This is a genomic window from Paraglaciecola sp. L1A13 (assembly GCF_009796745.1).
Classification (GTDB): domain Bacteria; phylum Pseudomonadota; class Gammaproteobacteria; order Enterobacterales; family Alteromonadaceae; genus Paraglaciecola.
The window spans coordinates 1889406-1909239 of the sequence record NZ_CP047024.1 but is presented as its reverse complement, the minus strand read 5'-3'; the positions used below and the strand labels follow the sequence as shown (position 1 = coordinate 1909239).

Sequence of the window (19834 nt, the reverse complement as noted above, 5' to 3'; positions counted from 1 at the left end):
ATAAAACAAGCGATTTACAATATTTCATCTATTTTAGGGCGACACCACACATTAACAATTAATTCTTACTCGCTTTTAAATGATTATTTTAGGATATATATCGATAAATCAGTTATAAGCGAGCCAGTTTATCGAACTTCTTTTTTCTTATGTTCATACATCGCGGCATCAGCATCTTGAATCATTTCCTCTACTGATTTTTTCGTATCATATTGAAAATGGGCTAACCCTACACTGAATTCAATTGTGTAGGGTTTGTTCATAACTGAATTGGCTTCATCTACAGCTTCAACAAACCTAGCTAAAATATCGTCAGTATTTTCCTTATTAGAATCGGTCAACATGGCAACGAATTCATCTCCGCCTAGTCGGCCGATTACATCACTATTTCTAAACGTTTTACGCATTAATTGCGCAAACTTGGTCAGCACACAGTCACCTTCATGGTGTCCATACGCATCGTTAATCGCTTTAAATTTGTTTAAGTCAAATAATAAAAATGACATTGGTGCTTTGTTTCGTCGACATATGCTTAAGCTATGTTCGACAAGCGTTAAAAAACCACGTCTGTTGGAAATTAACGTCAACTCATCCAGCGTCGCTAATTGTATCGATTTAATTTCTTGTTCAACCATAGCGCCTAGATCTTTGAGAAGTTGCTGGTCTTCTGCATTCATGACTCTTGGTTCTTGATCGATAAGGCACAAAGTACCTATATTCACGCCTTCTCTAATTTTTAAAGGATAGCCTGCATAGAAGCGAACTTTTGGATCATCCTTAACAAATGGATTATCAAAAAATCGTTCGTCTTGACTAGCGTTCGAAATGATAAAAAGTCCATTTTGATTGATCGCATGTCCACAGAACGAAACATCTCTTGGCGTTTCAGTAATATCAAGTCCTTGCTTAGACTTGAACCACTGCCGATCCTCGTCGATAAGGGTAACAAGCGACGTTGACACGCCAAACATTCGTTTAGCCATACGAGTCACGCGATCAAATCGTTCCTCGTGAGAAGTATCGAGTATTTGTAAGGTTCTTAGTGCATGTAAGCGTTCCGCTTCATTCTCAGGTATAACAGGTTTAATCATTGAGCTACCTTTGATTTACAGCTAAATAGGATGATTACACAATGCCCTAACCTATTAAAAATAGGTTTTTTTAAGTTTTATTGTTGCTATAAACGCATACAAATAAATTGATGTAAAAGCATTCTAAGAGAATTTATTCTTTACCTAGACTTATGTTGTTTTTTTTTATAATCAAGCCATGCAACGTATTAAATATAATGACTGCATTGGCTATTAACCTAACCACGGGGCCATCATGCACCTAATAAAAAGCCTGTCAACTCCCCAGCCCGATACGGCTGACTGTTACTCCACAACCACAACAAACCATACCCAACTCCAACTTAATGCAGCATTTCCACAGCGTAGGCAGTCTTCCTAAAAAAAGCGTTATTATGTGTGTTGTCGTACAGACTGAATCAATCAGTACAACCAAACTGCACTAAGTTTTTTATAGAGGAACATCAAGCCCACTATTTTTATCTGTTCATTGCTCGCGCATAGTCGTCTAGAGAAAAGCTATGCCCTACTCATTCCCAGCCGGAGAAAACATGCAGACGGATCACCAATTAAGAGATGATGTTCTTTGCGAAATCGATTGGCGGCCTAATCTTGATTCGTCACATATCGGTGTAACAGCGAAGGATGGCATCGTCACCCTCACTGGCCGAGTGACACATTTGGCTGCACAAATCTCAGCAGTATCTGCGGCCGAAAGTGTTTATGGTGTCCGGGCAGTCGCTAACGACATTGAAGTCGAGATACTCGATATACATAAGCGTAACGATTCCGACATCGCCACAGCTGTCGCCTATGTACTAGAGTGGAACGTTGAAATACCAATCGACAAAATTTCTGCCTTTGTTAAACATGGTTGGGTCACACTGAAAGGTGAGGCTGATTGGCAATTTCAGAAAAATGCGGCTCAACATTGTGTCGATAGATTAATGGGCGTCACTGGCGTAACGAATGAGGTTTTGATCAAATCGTCAAATAAATGGGTCGACGTCAAAAACAAAATCGAAGAGGCGTTCAAACGTAATGCAGATTTACAAAATCACCGAATTTCGATCAGCACTAACCATGACACAGTCACTCTTACAGGCAGTGTGACATCTTCGGCTGAGCGCAATCAGGCTTTGCGGGCCACGTGGGCATCGCCTGGTGTTAAATCTGTTATCAATCATATCACTATCGTGCCTTGTTAAACCGATGACTGCTATTTAAAGCCGTTTTACGAGGCCTTATACCGCACGTTTTTTTGTCATTTAGCAAAGACAGCATGCTCGCAATGCTATCTTTTAAATAACAATGACCATGGCGATGAAATTTTCATAGTAATAAAAACCAACTATTTTTGATTGGAGATTAATATGCAATTCAATGAATATTGCCGGACCCTTGACGTTAAACTCAGCGCGTCTGCACATGAGATTAAGCAGTCTTATCGCAGACTAGCACGCAAATACCACCCCGACGTCTCTACCCAGTTAAATAGCGACAACTTGTTTAGAGAGATTTCTGAAGCATATGCTGGACTAAAAAACGCATACAGAAATTCAATATCCAGACAGTGGAAAGAACCTATTAAACGTATTACGTTAAGGCACTAGGCAGCTTGCAAAAGTAGAGCTTAAGATTTCTACGATTACTATGTTTATGTAGAATACCAGCGGTTCGAAGCCAAGTAAGGTACGCCATATTCACGTTTAGCAAATAGAAAGGAATTTATTAAATCAGACTTTTTATCGTATATAAGATTCTAATCGATCAGTTTCACTTTTAACCACTTGGTAACACTCACAGGAATGGTCTTCTAAGCGAGCTCGATCGATTACGCTAATATGACCGCGTTTATAGGTAATAATGCCAAGTTTTTGAAGTTTTCCGGCAGCTTCTGTCACCCCTTCACGCCTCACTCCCAACATGTTTGCGATCAGCTCTTGAGTCATTATAAGATTATTGCTGGGTAAGCGATCGAGAGATAATAGCAGCCAGCGGCAAAGTTGCTGATCAATACTATGGTGACGATTACAGACTGCCGTTTGCGCCATTTGGGTAATCAGCGACTGAGTATAACGTAGCAGCAACATACGTATATCAGAATGACTATTAAATTCACTACGCAATTCAACTGACGGTAATCGATAGGCCGATCCTGCGCTTTGCACTACCGCGCGGCTAGGTGTGCTCTCACCACCCATAAACACCGCGATACCAACGAGCCCTTCATTTCCAATGACGGAAATTTCAGCAGACGACCCGTCAGCCATAACATACAATAAAGAAACAATACTATCGGTTGGAAAATATACATAATCCAATTTTTCACTGGCCTCATAGATGACTTTTCCTAAGGGTAGATTGACCAGTTTCAGATGGGGGAAGATCCGCTGCTGCGCATCAAGTGATATGGCGTTAAGTAACTTGTTTTTTAAACGCTCCATTGCCGATCTATTTCCTTTTACGGTTTAAATAGTGCCATCATGCGCGTAAAAATTGATTTGTGCAGCGGTATATCGGTATTTGGAAATATAAGATGTTCAGGTTCAAGTATGCTGTTCGTGGATGCACGAGTCGGTAAAACTTGAGTAACCTGTGCTTTTGGCCAATACGGGTTAACTTCCTGGTCTAAGTCAGCATAAATATATCGTTGACTACTTGTCTTATTGAGGTTTTGGCTTGTCATTTTAATCTATACATCCTTTATTTATTAAGACACTAACTTGGTGCCTTGCGACAAAGATGACGCTAACAAATTTGTCCAAGATGATATGTGCGCTATCCCACATACTTTGGGCTGCGGACAATCCGCTAAGCGTCATTGGCGAGCCTATGGATATTGTTAATACATGGAAATGAAGATAAAAATCTGCATGAATTCGTTCTAGCTATCGAATTGGCAAAAAAAATTCGCTGTTTTCAAAACGCTATCTCAACAAAATAGATACGACTGCAATACCCATCACCTTTAAAAAAAGCGGTTTTTTATTGATGGGCTCAAATATGCGGCCATTAGTTTTACGGCTGACTTTGAATATTTGCCCGACGTTTCACTAACATTTAGTCCCGAACGCTAACGTGTGCACTAACCGCCCTTACATACTTCGCTAACAGCATTCTCTAATTGGCAAAAATAGCATGCTGATTATTGACAATGTGTGCTAACGAACCGACCAACCGTTTGCCAAGTTTTATACTCAACAAGGTATTTTATCGGTAGCTAGTTCATTTCTAAATATTTACGCCTTCGCTCATATTTTATGTCTTGAAGCGGAGCCTCCTTTGTCTGTTTTGATGAGCCATTCAATTATTACCCTGCTCATTCACCATAAGCGGTTCCAATGAATTTACGTATGCGGTTCACAGGTTTTCTTCGTCATTTTCTCTGGTTTAAATCAACGATGATACAAGAACAAACGCCTCTTAGAGCGGAGCTTTTAAGCACCTATCAAATGGCGCAACACGCAATTCTTCTGGCAGAAACTCATGTATTGGATTCCTCCAACACGCGCGATCATTTGCTTAAAAGGCTAGACGAAAACGAACAGGTACTTATATCAACCAACCGGTTGCTGACACTTGCAGTGAAGGCTAAACAACGTATCTCTCCATCAGGCGAATGGTTGCTCGACAATTTTTACCTAATCGAAGAGCAGATCCGCACAGCACGCCATCATTTACCTAAGGGCTATAGCCGTGAACTACCTCGTTTGGCACAAGGCACATCCTCAGGCTTACCTCGTGTATATGACATAGCACTAAATGTTATTTCTCATGGTGACGGACGCGTGGATTCTGAAACCCTAGAGCATTTTGTGGCAGCTTATCAAACAGTAACGCCTCTCACGCTAGGAGAATTGTGGGCGATCCCCATTATGCTAAGGTTGGCCCTAATTGAAAATTTACGCCGCGTTAGTGCCCGTATTACCATTGCCCGTCAATATCTGAATTTAGCCGAAAAATGGGCTAATCAAATGCTGGAAACAGCTGAACATGATCCTAAAAGCCTGATCCTTGTCATAGCCGACATGGCGCGTTCTGATCCACCAATGGAAAGCGCGTTTGTAGCCGAACTAACACGTCAACTGCAAGGACATGGTCCCGCTTTAGCACTGCCATTGACGTGGATTGAACAGCAACTAGCGGAATCTAGCCTAACCATTGAACAGTTAGTTCAAATCGAAAATCAGCAACAAGCTGCTGACCAAGTATCCATTAGTAACACTATTGGTAGCCTTCGCTGGCTGACAGCAATGGACTGGCGTAATTTTGTTGAAGACAATAGTAATGTCGAGAAAATATTGCGCCAAGATGCTGACGGTTTATATAACGCCATGGATTTTGCCACTCGGGATAGTTATCGACAGGCGGTCGACAGGCTAGCCAAACGCAGTCCTTTATCCGAAATAGACATCGCCCAAAGCGCGCTGCAATTAGCCCAACAAGCCGTCAACTCCAAGAGTAAAAACAATGATGTTGCAAACACGGCCCGCCCCCATCCACAAGCACACGTTGGTTACTATTTGATTGACCGGGGAATAACGCAGTTAGAAGATATCATCAATTCGCACACTACAGTGTTCACCAAGCTGCGCTCCCTAGCTCGGCGGATGCCATTGTGTCTATATCTTGGCTCTATCCTATCCCTAACGCTTTTAGTCACCGCCGGCATACTGGTATTAGCTAATCAACAAGACATCACAAGTTGGCGCTTTATATTGCTCACGATATTTACCTTGTTGGGCGCGAGTCAATTATCCTCTGCATTGGTGAATTGGATGGCCACCCTCTTGATAGAGCCACAGCGCTTGCCGCGCATGGATTACGCCAAGGGCTTGCCGTCTGACATGCAGACTCTAGTAGTCATACCCACCATGTTAAGCAGTGCTAAAAACATCGAACAATTGTTGGAAGTACTGGAAGTGCGTTTTCTAGGCAATCGCGATGAACATTTGCATTTTGCACTGCTTACGGATTTCCAGGACGCACCGCAGCAAAATCAGCCTGAAGACGAAGCGCTACTCAAACTGATGTGCAACGGCATCGAACACCTCAATGCTAAATACCCTGAACACACTCGGCCCAATCTACAAGTAAAGTCCGCCTCACAGCTAAGAGATCGCTTTTTTTTACTCCATCGTCCTCGATGTTGGAATAACCAAGAACAGCTTTGGATGGGACACGAACGTAAACGAGGAAAACTAAGCGATCTTAATGCCCTACTTCGCGGACAACATGCTGAGCGATTCTCAACAATTGTCGGTAACATTTCAACGCTTTCCCATGTCAAATATGTCATTACTTTGGATACCGATACACAACTGCCTCGCGACTGTGCGCGCCAACTAGTCGGCGCCATGGCACACCCACTTAATCAACCTCGTTTTGGTACAAATAAGCTACGCGTCATTGCAGGATACGGCATTTTACAACCTCGTATGGCGGCCAGTCTATCTGGGCAGAACCTTTCACGTTATGCGCAGTTATGCGGTGAAGAGCCCGGTATTGATCCCTATACACGATCGGTATCAAACGTATATCAGGATGTGTTCGCTGAAGGTTCATATATCGGTAAAGGTATTTACGATGTGGATGCGTTTGAACAAACATTGAACAATTGTTTACCTGAAAATCTGATACTCAGCCACGATTTACTGGAAGGTTGCTACGCACGCTCAGGTTTACTCAGTGATGTACATTTATACGAGCAATATCCCAATCGCTATGACGTCGACATGTGCCGACGCGAACGCTGGATCCGCGGTGACTGGCAAATTGCTCATTGGCTGCTGCCCTGGGTCCCAAATGCACAGGGGAAAAAATGTCGCAATCCATTATCCTCACTGTCTCGCTGGAAAATATTTGACAATCTGCGCCGCAGCATCGAACCTTTAGCCTTCTTACTGCTTTTTTCCATGGGTTGGTGGTGGATATCCTCGCCCCTTCTATGGACGCTCGCTATCATCACTATTTTCTTGCTTCCGCCTGTGTTGACCGGCCTGCTTGCCGCTTGGCGTAAACCGGCTGAAATGTTGCTTTATCATCACCTGCATAGCGTACTAAAAGATGTCGGGCAGCAGATTACCCAAGTTGGATTTCGCTTAGCCTGTTTGCCATACGAAGCCATATTCAACATGACGGCCATTATTCGTAGTCTTGGCCGTATGTTTCTTACCCGTCGGCGGTTGCTCGAATGGCATGTAGCCGACCACAAATCGCTTCAGTATACAGACGGAATTTTGGCTTCGTATTGCACCATGTGGGCAGCTCCATGCATCGCAGTCGTAATAGCCAGCGGCTTGATATGGCTGCAAGCCGATTCGTTACACCAAAACAACTTATTAGCTTCACTGCCTATTCTATTGCTATGGTTTATGAGCCCCATGATTGTTTGGTGGTTAAGTGAGCCTCAACTTGATGCAGAGCCCACTCTTAGCCCTAAAAATAAGACGTTTCTAAAACGGATTGCCCGTAAGACCTGGGCCTATTTCGACCACTTTAGCACCGCAGAAGACCACTGGTTGATCCCAGACAATTATCAAGAACAACCTGGTCCGGTGACGGCTCATCGCACCTCCCCAACCAATATTGGCCTGTCATTACTGGCTAACGTTAGCGCCTATGATTTTGGCTTTATCCCAATCTCAGATTTACTACGACGCACTGACAATTGCTTTGGGACTCTGGATAGACTAGCGCGTCATGAAGGACATTTTTACAACTGGTACGACACTCAGACGCTGCTCCCTCTGCCACCGCGTTATATTTCGTCGGTAGACAGCGGCAACATGGCCGGACATCTGTTGACACTGCGTGCGGCCTTGCAGGAATTACCACAGCAACGTATTTTGCATCCGCGCTTTTTTGACGGGCTTTTTACCACGGTTGATATTATGGCTACGTGCTTTGCAGACCGCCAGCAGGGATCTTCGACCTCCTTACCGTTAGATACACAGATAAACAAACCACAAAGGGTCGACACGCAAGTCATATTGACTGCACTTCAATCTATGCGCACTTTACTAACCAATCCCGAAGGAAAAGTACCATTAAGCCTTTTCGAGGTCGTGACACAGCTAACTCAGTTAACAGGTTGTGCAAAAGTATTGGCCGATTGTTTCCAAATCGAAGAGGTTGTTCAAATCTATACTCAAGAAACTCACTGGGCAGTCGACTTACATGCGCAAAGTTATGCAGCGCTGCAAGAATTGCACTTACTGCTGCCTTGGCTGACACTACCTGACGCGCCAATAAGTTTGGCATCATTTGCAGCATCATTGACCCAAGAAAGTGATATTCCCACCCTACAACAGTTGATAACAAACACGAATACCAATTTAGTCGCTATCGATAAATGCTTATCTTCAGTGTCGTCAGCGACAGAAAAAACATGGCTTTTAGCCTTACGTGAGAAAACACAAGCGGGTGCTGAACAGGCTAAGAAACGCATTATATTGTGCGAACAACTGGCACAAAAAGCATTTGAGTTTGCGGCCATGGAATACGCATTTTTGTATGACAGCACCCGCCATATGTTGGCAATTGGCTATAACGTAGACGAAAAACGCCGGGATACTAGTTTCTATGATTTACTCGCTTCGGAAGCGCGTTTAGGGACATTCATCGCAATTGCCCAAGGCCAAATACCACAAGAAAGTTGGTTTGCTCTTAGTCGTTTGCAAACCACCGCAGGTGGCGATCCGGTGCTTGTATCATGGAGCGGCTCAATGTTCGAGTATCTGATGCCAATGCTCGTTATGCCCAGCTACACTGGTACCTTACTGGACCAGACGAGTCACGCCGCTGTAGCCCGACAAATTGCCTACGGTAAGTTACGCACGACCCCTTGGGGCGTGTCAGAATCTGCTTATAACACAGTTGACGCCAATCTTAATTATCAATACCACGCCTTTGGCGTACCTGGTCTTGGTCTTAAACGAGGTCTGTCCGAAGATTTGGTTATTGCACCCTATGCGTCGGTCTTAGCGTTGATGGTGGCGCCAGAAGCTGCCTGTGAAAATATGCAAGACTTAGCGGCCAGTGGAATGGAAGGTCACTATGGTTTGTACGAAGCCGTCGACTACACTCCATCTCGGTTACCTCGGGGTCAAACCAGCGAAGTGATCCATTCCTTTATGGCCCATCATCAAGGTATGAGTCTACTCGCACTGGCTTATCAATTGTTAAACCGTCCTATGCAGCATCGCTTTGAATCTGACCCCTTGTTGCAATCCACGTTGTTGCTGTTACAAGAAAGGGTGCCTAAAACATCGGTCTTCCAACCTCACGTTGACCAACATGCTGAAAGTGGCGCGCTGTTTGATCATGAAAAAGAGTTGGTGAATATCCCTATTTCTCCTGAGACACCGACGCCAGAAGTGCAGCTATTATCAAATGGCCGTTACCACGTGATGCTTACCAATGCAGGTGGTGGTTACAGTCGCTGGCAAAATTTAGCCGTAACCCGTTGGCGTGAAGATCCTACCTGCGACAATTGGGGTACTTTTATATATGTACGGGATACCGCCAATGGCGAATTTTGGTCAGCCACCCATCAACCTACGCTCAAGTCGGCCCAGACTTATAGCGCATTTTTTTCAGAAGGGCGCGCTGAATTTCGACGCAGTGATCAAGACATCGAAACCTATAGTGAAATTGTGGTTTCACCGGAAGACGATATCGAACTACGCAGGGTTCGCCTGAGCAATCACTCAAATAATCGCCGTACCCTTGATCTCACCACCTATGCCGAAGTGGTGATGGCATTACCTGCAGCTGATATTACCCAGCCTTCATTTAGCAATTTGTTTGTACAGACTGAAATTATTGATGGAGGTCATGCAATATTGTGCACCCGACGAGCCCGTTCGGCTGATGAAAAAACGCCTTGGATGTTTCACTTACTGACGGCCCACGAAAATGGCGGGGGGGGGCAAGTTGGAACTATTTCAAGTACGACCGACCGCATGCAGTTTATCGGTCGTGGACGCACACTGGTATCACCACTGGCTTTGGTTACGCCAGGCGATTTAGATGGTAGCGAGGGCTCGGTACTCGACCCTGTGGTTGCCATACGTTGCCCAGTAACCTTGGAGCCCGGTAAGACAGTTACCCTGGATCTGATTACTGGTATGGCCGACAGTCGCGCAGACTGTCTGTCACTAATTGCTAAATACCAAGATCGCCATCTAACCGACCGCGTGCTCGATTTGGCTTGGACTCATAGTGGCGTGACATTGCGTCAGATTAATGCCAGCGAAGCTGATGCACATCTTTATCGTCGTCTCGCAGGGTCGATTTTGTATGCCAACGCAGCACTGCGTGCTGACAACGCAACGTTAATACAAAATTGTCGTGGTCAGTCTGGCTTGTGGGGTTATTCAATCTCCGGCGATCTGCCGATTGTGTTATTGAAAATTGCTTCTAGCAATCACATTGCGCTAGCACGACAACTGATCCAATGCCATGCCTATTGGCGCTTAAAAGGTTTAGTGGTTGACCTGGTTATCTGGAATGAAGAACAAGTTGGTTACCGGCAACATCTGCAAGACCAAATTATGGGCTTAGTGTCCACAGGCACTGAAGCGCATTACATCGACCGACCAGGCGGCATCTTCGTGCGCTCCGGCGAACAAATATCAAGTGAAGACCGCATCCTGCTAAAGGCCGTTTCTCGCGCCATTATTATTGATACCCGCGGCTCGCTAGCGGAACAAGTAAACCGCCGCACTTTGGGAGAAAAACGAGTGCCCCTCTTAATACCCACTCGTACTTTTAGATTAAAGCAGGCTACGGAGCCGACTAAACCTAGACGGGATCTGGTGTTAGGTAACGGTTTGGGTGGGTTCTGCAAAGACGGTCGCGAATACATTATTACCACCACGTTGGCGAATCAAACCCCCTTGCCATGGGTGAACGTACTGGCCAATGCCCAATTTGGTAGTGTGGTAGCAGAAAGTGGCCTAGCTTATACTTGGAGTGAGAATGCCCATGAATTTCGCTTAACACCCTGGAGTGAAGACAGCGTGGGTGCAACGGGTGGCGAGGCATTCTACCTGAGGGATGAAGACAGTGGTTATTACTGGTCGCCAACCCCCATGCCCAGCCGCGGTGCCACACCTTACGTAACTCGTCACGGTTTTGGTTACAGTATTTTTGAACATACCGAAGGCGGCATTCAATCTGAACTATGTATATACGTAGACCTAGAAGCCGCTGTGAAGTTTTCGGTGCTGAAAATACGTAATTGTTCTGGCCGTCAACGACGTCTAACAGCCACCGGTTACGTAGAGTGGGTACTCGGTGACTTACGCTCAAAATCTGCCCTTCATGTGGTAACAGAAATAGACGCCAGCAGCGGCGCTTTATTTGCGCGCAATGCATATAACTCCGAATTTGGTGGCCGGGTAGCCTTTTTCGATGTTGATGATAAGGCCCGCACACTGACGGGTGACCGCAGTGAGTTTCTAGGCAGAAATGGCACACTACGACGCCCCGATGCGATGACTCGTGAAAAACTGTCGGGACGTTTGGGTGCGGCGCTCGACCCCTGCGGAGCAATCCAGGTCCCCTTTGAACTGGCTGACGGTGAAGAACGCAGCATCATTTTTCGTTTGGGTGCCGGACGCGATATTGAACAAACACGTGCGCTGGCACAACAGCTTCGTCAGCCTGGGTCCGCGCGGCAGGCGTTAGAAAGCGTTCACCACTTTTGGCGAGACACTCTTGATGCAGTGCGAGTAAATACTCCCGACCCAGCCATTAATTTTCTAACTAATGGCTGGCTGGTGTATCAAACTCTAGCTTGTCGTTTTTGGGCCCGTAGCGGCTTTTATCAAAGTGGCGGCGCTATTGGTTTCCGCGACCAGTTGCAGGATGCAATGGCCTTGCTGCATACCCAGCCTGATATATTGCGTCAACACTTGTTGTTGTGTGCAGGGCATCAATACCCAGAAGGGGATGTGCAACACTGGTGGCATCCGCCCGTTGGACGAGGCGTACGAACCCGTTGCTCAGACGATTATTTGTGGCTTCCGTTGGCTACCTGCCGTTATGTAATCGGCACCGGCGACACAGACGTACTCAATACGGCCGTTTCGTTTATTGAAGGGCGTACGTTGAATGATGATGAAGAGTCTTATTACGATCTGCCCACCACCAGCCACGAACAATCTAGTCTCTATCAGCATTGCGTACTGGCTATTGTGCATGGGCTACGCTTTGGAGAGAAGGGCCTACCGCTAATGGGTTCTGGCGACTGGAATGACGGCATGAGTCTGGTCGGGATCCACGGTAAAGGTGAAAGTGTTTGGCTAGGATTCTTCCTTTACAAAGTATTGCAAGAATTCGCCGCTGTCTCACGTCTGCATAATGACCCTGACTTTGCGAAACACTGCCTGGATGAAGCAAAAAAATTACGTATCAATATCGCTAAACACGCATGGGACGGAGCATGGTATCGCCGTGCGTGGTTTGATGATGGAACACCATTAGGTTCTAGCGTTAATGCGCAATGTACCATCGATTCTATTGCTCAAAGCTGGTCTGTTCTTTCTGGCGCTGGTGACGCAGAACGAACGCGCCAAGCAATGCAATCACTTGACCAATATCTCGTGCGCCGTGACAGTAAACTAATCCAATTGTTAGACCCGCCATTTGACAAATCAGATATGAATCCAGGCTACATTAAGGGTTATGTTCCTGGTGTACGCGAAAACGGGGGCCAATACACTCATGCGGCTATTTGGGCAACCATGGCTTTTGCTGAACAGGGTAACAGCACACGTGCATGGGAACTGATGGACTTGATTAACCCACTCAACCACGGCAGTGATGCGGAACAAGTCGCCATATACAAAGCAGAACCTTATGTGGTTGCTGCCGATGTATATGCCGTAGAGCCTCACATAGGTCGAGGTGGTTGGACTTGGTACACGGGTTCTGCAGGGTGGTTATACCGGCTAATACTGGAATCTCTGCTTGGACTTAAACGTGAAGGCAATCAACTGCGTCTTGTACCATGCATACCTCCTAGTTGGAAAACATATTCAATTCATTATCGCTTCGGTACGACCCAGTATCACATCGTTATCAACCAGATAGGAGAAGACGATACGCAAGGAAACACAAGCTTGACGCTGGATGACGTGGCACTGCAACCTCCTATCATCCCCTTAAAGGATGATCAGCAAGAACATGAGGTGGTATTTACCATACGCAGAACACCACCTATAGATGAGCAAAATTAAGAGCTAAAACATATAGCTGGTAATGTCAGTAATATGCAAAATAGATGTAGTTGCTTTATAGCAGTGATAAATGAAAAGACGATATAACTCCCAGTAAGACTTGTATCTCGCACTATATCTATCCGTGAGTGTTGTATCACCAGCAAAAGAGCTTTAGCAAATGGGTAAATGCGCTGATCCCATGGCTTAAAAAATACTAAATCGGCAATGCCGTTGTTTTTACGGGTGATTTCAGTACAAATGAAGAATGTACGCCGCTTACTCCTTCAATCCGCGTAAGCTTATTGAGTAAAAATTGCTGAAAGTCGTCCATATCTTTAACGATCACTTTAAGCAAGTAGTCCGCAGTTTGCCCAGTAATTAAGTGGCACTCTAATACTTCAGTAAAACCAGCGATACTGTCTTCAAAAGTGGCAAAGCGTTCTGGGGTATGCTTATCCATAACGATCTGGATAAAAGACAATAACGTTAAGCCTAACTTACGAGAATTTAATAACGTCACATAACCATCAATCAACCCACTTTCTTCAAGTTGACGCACACGACGTAAACATGGCGAAGGGGATAAATTAATGGCATCCGCTAATTCTTGGTTAGATATCCGCCCTCGATGCTGAATTATTTCAAGAATTTGGCGATCATACTTATCAAGTTCCACAATTTTGACCTCTTACAAAGAAAAAAAACGATAATTAATATAACTCAGCAATATTATTGCGCAACAACATTAAAAACTAGCGCTTTACGCAATCATCTATGGGTCTTATCGCGTTAAGCTTAATAACCGTTTTCATCTCATTATTAGGATCCCCAAATGATTAGCCAACCGCACACAAAATATCAACGCTTTGCTGGCGTCAGCTTGCCTGACCGTCAATGGCCAAATAATCATATTACTCACCCACCTATTTGGATGAGCACGGATTTACGGGATGGTAATCAGGCGCTAATTGATCCGATGTCGATTGAAACTAAATTGCGTTTTTTCAAACAACTGGTGGCAATTGGTTTTAAACAAATCGAAGTGGGATTTCCTTCTGCGTCTGATATTGACTTCAACTTTGTGCGTTTGCTTATTGAAAATAATCATATTCCAGATGACGTAACCATCGAAGTTTTAGTACAAGCACGTTATGACTTGATTGAACGGACGGTGGAAAGCGTGCGCGGTGCCAAGCACGCTATATTGCATATGTACAACCCATTAGCGCCAGCCTTTCGCGAAATCGTGTATAAAACAAATAAAGCTGGCGTTAAAGATATTGCCCTCCAAGGTACAACTTGGGTTAAATCTCTTACGGAACAAGCACCAGAAGTAAAATGGACCTATCAGTATTCACCTGAAGTATTCTCAAGCACGGAAATTGAGTTTGCAAAAGAAGTGTGCGACGCCGTGGTGGAAATCTGGCAGCCCAACATTGATAACAAAATTATTATTAACCTACCCGCCACCGTAGAAATGAACACACCCAATACTTACGCGGATCAAATTGAATGGATGCATCGCCATCTAAATCAGCGGGAACACATCATATTAAGTGTTCACCCACATAATGATCGCGGTACGGCTGTGGCCGCCGCTGAGTTAGCTATAATGGCCGGTGCCGATAGAGTCGAAGGTTGCTTGTTTGGAAATGGTGAACGTACAGGTAATGTTGACTTAGTCACCCTAGCCATGAACTTATACACGCAAGGCGTACATCCGCAATTAGATTTTTCAAATATTGATCAAGTGCGTAAATTAGTTGAGGAATGTAATCAACTGCCGGTACACCCCCGCCACCCCTATGCGGGCGAACTCGTATTTACGGCGTTTTCAGGATCACACCAAGACGCCATCAAAAAAGGCTTGGCCATTCAAAAGCCCGACGAAATATGGCAAGTCCCTTATTTACCGATTGATCCAGCAGATTTAGGTCGCAGCTACGACGCTGTTGTCCGTGTGAACAGTCAATCAGGTAAAGGTGGGGTAAGCTTTTTACTTGACCGTCAAGCCGGTTTGCAGCTACCGCGTAAATTACAAATAGAATTCAGTCGCATTGTGCAACAACACAATGACAGCAGTGGCAAAGAAATGAGTGCGTCCGATATCGTTGCGCTTTTCGAAGCAACATATTTAACCCAGTCTGACTGGATTGAGTATACCCAAAGCCAAATTAAAACCGTTGAGGATAATCAACAACAGGTAGATATACAGTTGGTACATAACGGTTCGAGCGTTAACATTAGCGGTGTTGGCAACGGCCCCATAGACGCGGCGGCCAATGCTATACAAAGTTTTATCGGCGAACCACTCGAAATAGTCGACTACCACGAACATGCTATAGGTGAAGGTTCAGGCGTGTCCGCGGTATGCTACTTGGAGTTAAAGACCAACAATAACAGTAGCCGCTTCGGCGTCGCTAAAGACAACAACATCATGACCGCTGCTATAAAGGCAATGTTAAGCGGAATTCACAGAAAAGTTGCTGAAATAGCTGATGTAGCCTAATTATTCATGGGCAGCCATAATTCTTTAGGCTGCTCTCTTAAACAGGCATTTGATTTATGGCTTTTACGGTAAATTGACAGGCTGATTGAACCACATAATCAGGGACAAAAAAGTCTGCAATCAACTCGTTCCAATTAACAGCCATATAAATGCTGGTTAAAGTGAGCGTACCTAGCCACGCTAATTTACACTATGCGAGGGACAAATTGAGATTGCCCTCTGCTGGCCTATGATGTTGCACCGGTATGACAAAACGTATTTTAGCAAATGAACGGTTAATTTATTTGGGGGCTCTAGCTAACTTAGCAACCGAACTCGCTGTGGCTGTTAGCACATTGTTCTCGTCGTATATATGGCCTTCCATAAAAGCAATTTTATAACCTTTTTTTATCGCCCATCCTTCAACACGTAATTTCCCCGCACGAGTGGGCTGCAGATAAGTGGTTTTTATTTCCAAGGATGAAATATTACTAATATCTTGATTCATCGCCATTACAGCATGACTCATCGTTGCGTCTAGCATGGCTGTAACAAAGCCCCCTTGTACTACGTCTATAGAATGGCAGTAGTCTTTACTAATATTGAATTCAAATGTGCACGCATCTTTTTCAATATCGAAATCAACTAATTTCCCCCCGAGCAAACTGATGAACTTGGGACCGTGCTGATTAATCTTTGCCATTACTTGTTCTTTACTTGTCATAAAAGTAGCTACCTGTTCTTTTAGTTTATTCGGGCTTGCCTCGTTATGGGTAAATGCAATTATTATAGATACAATGAACAATGGATAATTTCATCTAATGATGAGTATTTATAATGCAATAAAAAGTTTGCAAACTTGAGTACTTCATAGACTTTGATTAATTTTAAATAGCGACCCACAAATTAAAAATCGCGATTAAACAGCATAAGAGGTACCTCAGCCTGTTGGCATCCCTCTTTAATTCATCTTTTTTGAAAAGCCAATTTCCTAATAAATACCAACTATAAGCGAGTATAAATTTCAATCGTTAGTTTACCGATCTCAAGGCGGCTATACTCTGGCTTTATTGAAGGGATAATACTTATTTTTTGACCTTTGATATTCACATAAATCTCCACTCAATACCCTGTATCCAGATAGGTGAAAATGCGTGATTGGATCCTTATAATGAACGTTATTTTTAACCTAGCTAATTTTCGTCGCTTCTTTAAAGCTGTTTATCAATGGGTATTTAGTTTTCTAACTACCCCCTAATTTAAATATCGAGAAAAAAGTGTCTATACCAAAAGTTATGCAAGGACGTCTCTCCATCCCGGTTGTTGGCGCCCCACTATTTATTATTTCAGGTCCCGAATTAGTGATCAGCCAGTGTAAGGCTGGAGTCGTTGGTTCGTTCCCCGCATTAAATGCGCGCCCAGCGGCAATGCTAGATACCTGGCTGACCAGAATTAACGAAGAGCTAGATGCCTACAATCAAGCTAACCCAGATTGTCCAGCCGCACCATTCGCGGTTAATCAAATAGTGCACAACTCCAACGACCGACTAATGCACGATGTGGAAATATGCGTAAAGCACAAAGTCCCAATTGTCATCACATCACTAGGCGCAAGACCAGAGGTGTTTGATGCGATCCATTCTTATGGTGGGATCTGTTTGCACGACGTGATTGACAATCGCTTTGCAAAAAAAGCGATAGAAAAAGGAGCCGACGGGCTTATATGCGTAGCGGCCGGTGCTGGCGGTCATGCAGGAACTATTTCACCCATGGCTTTTATTCAAGAAGTACGAGAGTGGTTCGATGGTCCTGTTTTGTTATCTGGGGCTATTTCTGCCGGCCAAAACATATTAGCGGCTCAAGCTATGGGCGCTGATTTAGCCTATATTGGGTCCGCCTTTATCGCCACGAAAGAAGCTAACGCAGACCAAGCTTATAAGCAGGCCTTAGTTGACTATGCGGCTAGCGATATCGTATATACCAATTTATTTACTGGTGTTCACGGTAATTACTTAAAGCCTTCTATTGTAGCGGCGGGCATGGATCCCGATAACCTCCCCCAAAGCGATCCTTTAAAGATGGACTTTGGCTCAGGCAGCAACTCCGAAGCGAAAGCTTGGAAAGATATATGGGGCTGTGGTCAGGGCATTAACGCTATTAAGGAAGTTCAATCTACCCAAGACCTTGTAAATAAATTGAAGTCTGAGTATGAAGCAGCGAAAAAAAGGCTACTTTCCATTTAAAGAATATTGCGACTGATAATGTCTCGAAAACCAAAATGGTAACGGTGTACAAAAGAGATGATATTTATCCAATCACCTTAAACTGTCGGTCAAGCCGAAGTGTGATAGAGACATAAAAATAGCGAAGGTGAAATGCGAGTTTTATTGTGTTTGGAGCAATTGTAACGAGTGAACTTTCGTTAAAAATATGCAGCTAAACGAGCAATAAGCATCTCTATCACAGGCATACATTTGAAAAAAAAAGCGAACCTCGTTAGGTTCGCTTTACATTAATAAAGCTAAAGTCAGTATTTACTGACTAATCTCACTAATTTGAATACTAGGCGCCGTGTTCGTAAAGTTGGCCAAGTCGGCTAAAATTACAGCTTGATGAGGTCCAAATGCTTGTTGGAACGATTCAACAGAGTCAAAAACGAGATGGCCCATGGCGATATACATTGGAGCTTCACCTGGCGCCCCACCCGCTAAGCCAAGATCTGCATGAGCGGAAATAAGTGCACTACCAACCAACTCAGCAACAAGTGGTAAATGGGTGCTTCGGTAGTAATCCATATCGAAGGTAGCGCTATCACTATTTGGGTACAATACACTGACTTTAATCATTTTATGCTCTCTTTTATGTTGAGGTAAAAATACGCCTTGCGCGGCTTATCAACTTTTCAAAGTAGAATAGACACACAATATGAACGATCGTTCAATTATGTATTACCGCAACTCAATAAACCAGCATTTTGTTAACCATGCTAAATTTTAGGCTAGTAACTTAGCGTTATCACCGAACCTCCGATATACAGTGACTGATAACAAGGCTTTACATCTCTCAATACTACATCTCTCACCACTACATTGCTCGGCAGTTGATTGGCGACATACGGCCTATCTGCACTGACAAATCATCCCCTTTTCCGCGAATGCTATTACTGTACAAAAAGCCCGAGGCTGTGCGTGCTTGTTTCAGCTCAATGTCTTCGTTATTGCGGGTCATCACAGCACGGTCGCTATCAGTGAAAAAGCGCACAGTAATCGCCTCATTACGTTCACATTCAAATATTATTTGGGTGGATTTCCCTGCCTCCTCAGCGCTTTTTTGCTGTTTTGTATCTTGTTGGCCATTTGGACTGCACGCCATAAGCCCACCAGCGATAAACGAGATAACCAGAATAAATTTCATCTTTGTACTCCTTATAAATATCGCAACACAGGGAATGTTTAGTCGTTCGAAGACTTCTTGTGTTGCTCGTAATCCCGATACTATTGCAGACTCCATTCCCGAGTACATAAACTCTGTGTGCTCTCCAGCAAAATGTAATTTGCCGTCGGTGTTCGCCATATGTGGGACCAATGTTTGCACTTGTCCCAGAGCGAATTGAATATACGCACCTTTTGAAAACCGCTCATTACCCCATGACTGATGATGCACATTACGAGTATTACTAAGTGGCTACGCTATTGCATTGAAGAAACGAAGGTAATACTTGGCTTACACTTCACACTTGAAACAAGCGGTAGAAACTTACGACTCCGTCAACGACGTGCAATATGTCGCACTTTTCATGCAGTAGCATTTTCGAACGGCAACATCACATAGATAACCAGCGCTGACATCAACTTGTATTATTGACAACAGATTAGGATTTAACGATACCTGCTTTACTAACGCGCCAATGTTTTAAATGCTAACTAAGTTACGTCAGCCAAAATGCGTAATTGGGATGATTGTTCACATTTTCATATCTCGGATTCCAAAAAATATCATTTACGTGCATTATTTTTCCCAAAAAATATTGAAATTTTTTTAAC

12 protein-coding genes and 1 pseudogene are annotated in these 19834 nt (G+C 44.2%); 5 read left to right on the top strand and 8 right to left on the bottom strand.

Going from position 1 to position 19834, the window contains the following annotated elements:
* Positions 1 to 128: 128 nt before the first annotated feature.
* Positions 129 to 1091 carry a sensor domain-containing diguanylate cyclase gene (locus tag GQR89_RS07980; protein ID WP_158769553.1) on the bottom strand — a complete coding sequence of 321 codons (963 nt, stop codon included), beginning with the start codon at positions 1089 to 1091 and terminating at the stop codon, positions 129 to 131.
* A 530-nt stretch (positions 1092 to 1621) separates the two neighbouring features.
* Between GQR89_RS07980 and GQR89_RS07975 the strand changes: the two genes are divergently transcribed.
* Entirely contained in the window at positions 1622 to 2278 is a 657-nt protein-coding gene (locus tag GQR89_RS07975; RefSeq protein ID WP_158769552.1) for a BON domain-containing protein, read from the top strand.
* A 165-nt stretch (positions 2279 to 2443) separates the two neighbouring features.
* Complete coding sequence (locus GQR89_RS21720) at positions 2444 to 2683, top strand: DnaJ domain-containing protein (RefSeq protein ID WP_158769551.1); 240 nt, start codon at positions 2444 to 2446, stop codon at positions 2681 to 2683.
* A 132-nt stretch (positions 2684 to 2815) separates the two neighbouring features.
* On the opposite strand, the gene GQR89_RS07965 is transcribed toward GQR89_RS21720, so the two are convergent.
* Positions 2816 to 3517 (bottom strand): Crp/Fnr family transcriptional regulator, encoded by a 702-nt coding sequence (locus GQR89_RS07965; protein ID WP_158769550.1) that lies wholly within the window; start codon positions 3515 to 3517, stop codon positions 2816 to 2818.
* A gap of 17 nt (positions 3518 to 3534) precedes the next feature.
* Entirely contained in the window at positions 3535 to 3759 is a 225-nt protein-coding gene (locus tag GQR89_RS07960; RefSeq protein ID WP_158769549.1) for a hypothetical protein, read from the bottom strand.
* Between the two features lie 655 nt (positions 3760 to 4414).
* Between GQR89_RS07960 and GQR89_RS07955 the strand changes: the two genes are divergently transcribed.
* Positions 4415 to 13321 (top strand): GH36-type glycosyl hydrolase domain-containing protein, encoded by an 8907-nt coding sequence (locus GQR89_RS07955; RefSeq protein WP_158769548.1) that lies wholly within the window; start codon positions 4415 to 4417, stop codon positions 13319 to 13321.
* Positions 13322 to 13517: 196 nt separating this feature from the next.
* Here the strand turns inward: GQR89_RS07955 and GQR89_RS07950 are convergent, their stop codons facing one another.
* The gene (locus tag GQR89_RS07950) at positions 13518 to 13979 is read right to left on the bottom strand and encodes an Lrp/AsnC family transcriptional regulator (RefSeq protein WP_158769547.1); all 462 of its coding nucleotides are present in this window, start codon (positions 13977 to 13979) and stop codon (positions 13518 to 13520) included.
* A gap of 156 nt (positions 13980 to 14135) precedes the next feature.
* Between GQR89_RS07950 and leuA the strand changes: the two genes are divergently transcribed.
* Positions 14136 to 15812, top strand: a complete 1677-nt coding sequence (leuA, locus tag GQR89_RS07945) for a 2-isopropylmalate synthase (protein WP_158769546.1) — start codon at positions 14136 to 14138, stop codon at positions 15810 to 15812.
* A gap of 280 nt (positions 15813 to 16092) precedes the next feature.
* On the opposite strand, the gene GQR89_RS07940 is transcribed toward leuA, so the two are convergent.
* Positions 16093 to 16515, bottom strand: coding sequence for a PaaI family thioesterase (locus GQR89_RS07940; RefSeq protein WP_158769545.1), 423 nt, complete (start codon positions 16513 to 16515; stop codon positions 16093 to 16095).
* Between the two features lie 553 nt (positions 16516 to 17068).
* Between GQR89_RS07940 and GQR89_RS07935 the strand changes: the two genes are divergently transcribed.
* Positions 17069 to 18034: a nitronate monooxygenase family protein gene (locus GQR89_RS07935; protein WP_158769544.1), complete on the top strand. Its 966-nt coding sequence runs from the start codon at positions 17069 to 17071 to the stop codon at positions 18032 to 18034.
* Positions 18035 to 18325: 291 nt separating this feature from the next.
* Here GQR89_RS07935 and GQR89_RS07930 read toward each other — a convergent pair whose 3' ends face one another.
* The 3 genes and pseudogenes from GQR89_RS07930 to GQR89_RS07920 form a co-directional block, all read right to left on the bottom strand.
* Positions 18326 to 18637 carry an EthD family reductase gene (locus GQR89_RS07930; protein WP_158769543.1) on the bottom strand — a complete coding sequence of 104 codons (312 nt, stop codon included), beginning with the start codon at positions 18635 to 18637 and terminating at the stop codon, positions 18326 to 18328.
* A 238-nt stretch (positions 18638 to 18875) separates the two neighbouring features.
* Complete coding sequence (locus GQR89_RS07925) at positions 18876 to 19205, bottom strand: MliC family protein (protein WP_158772189.1); 330 nt, start codon at positions 19203 to 19205, stop codon at positions 18876 to 18878.
* Positions 19206 to 19268: 63 nt separating this feature from the next.
* A pseudogene (locus GQR89_RS07920) lies at positions 19269 to 19454 on the bottom strand (FAD-dependent oxidoreductase); the annotation flags it as partial.
* Positions 19455 to 19834: the final 380 nt, after the last annotated feature.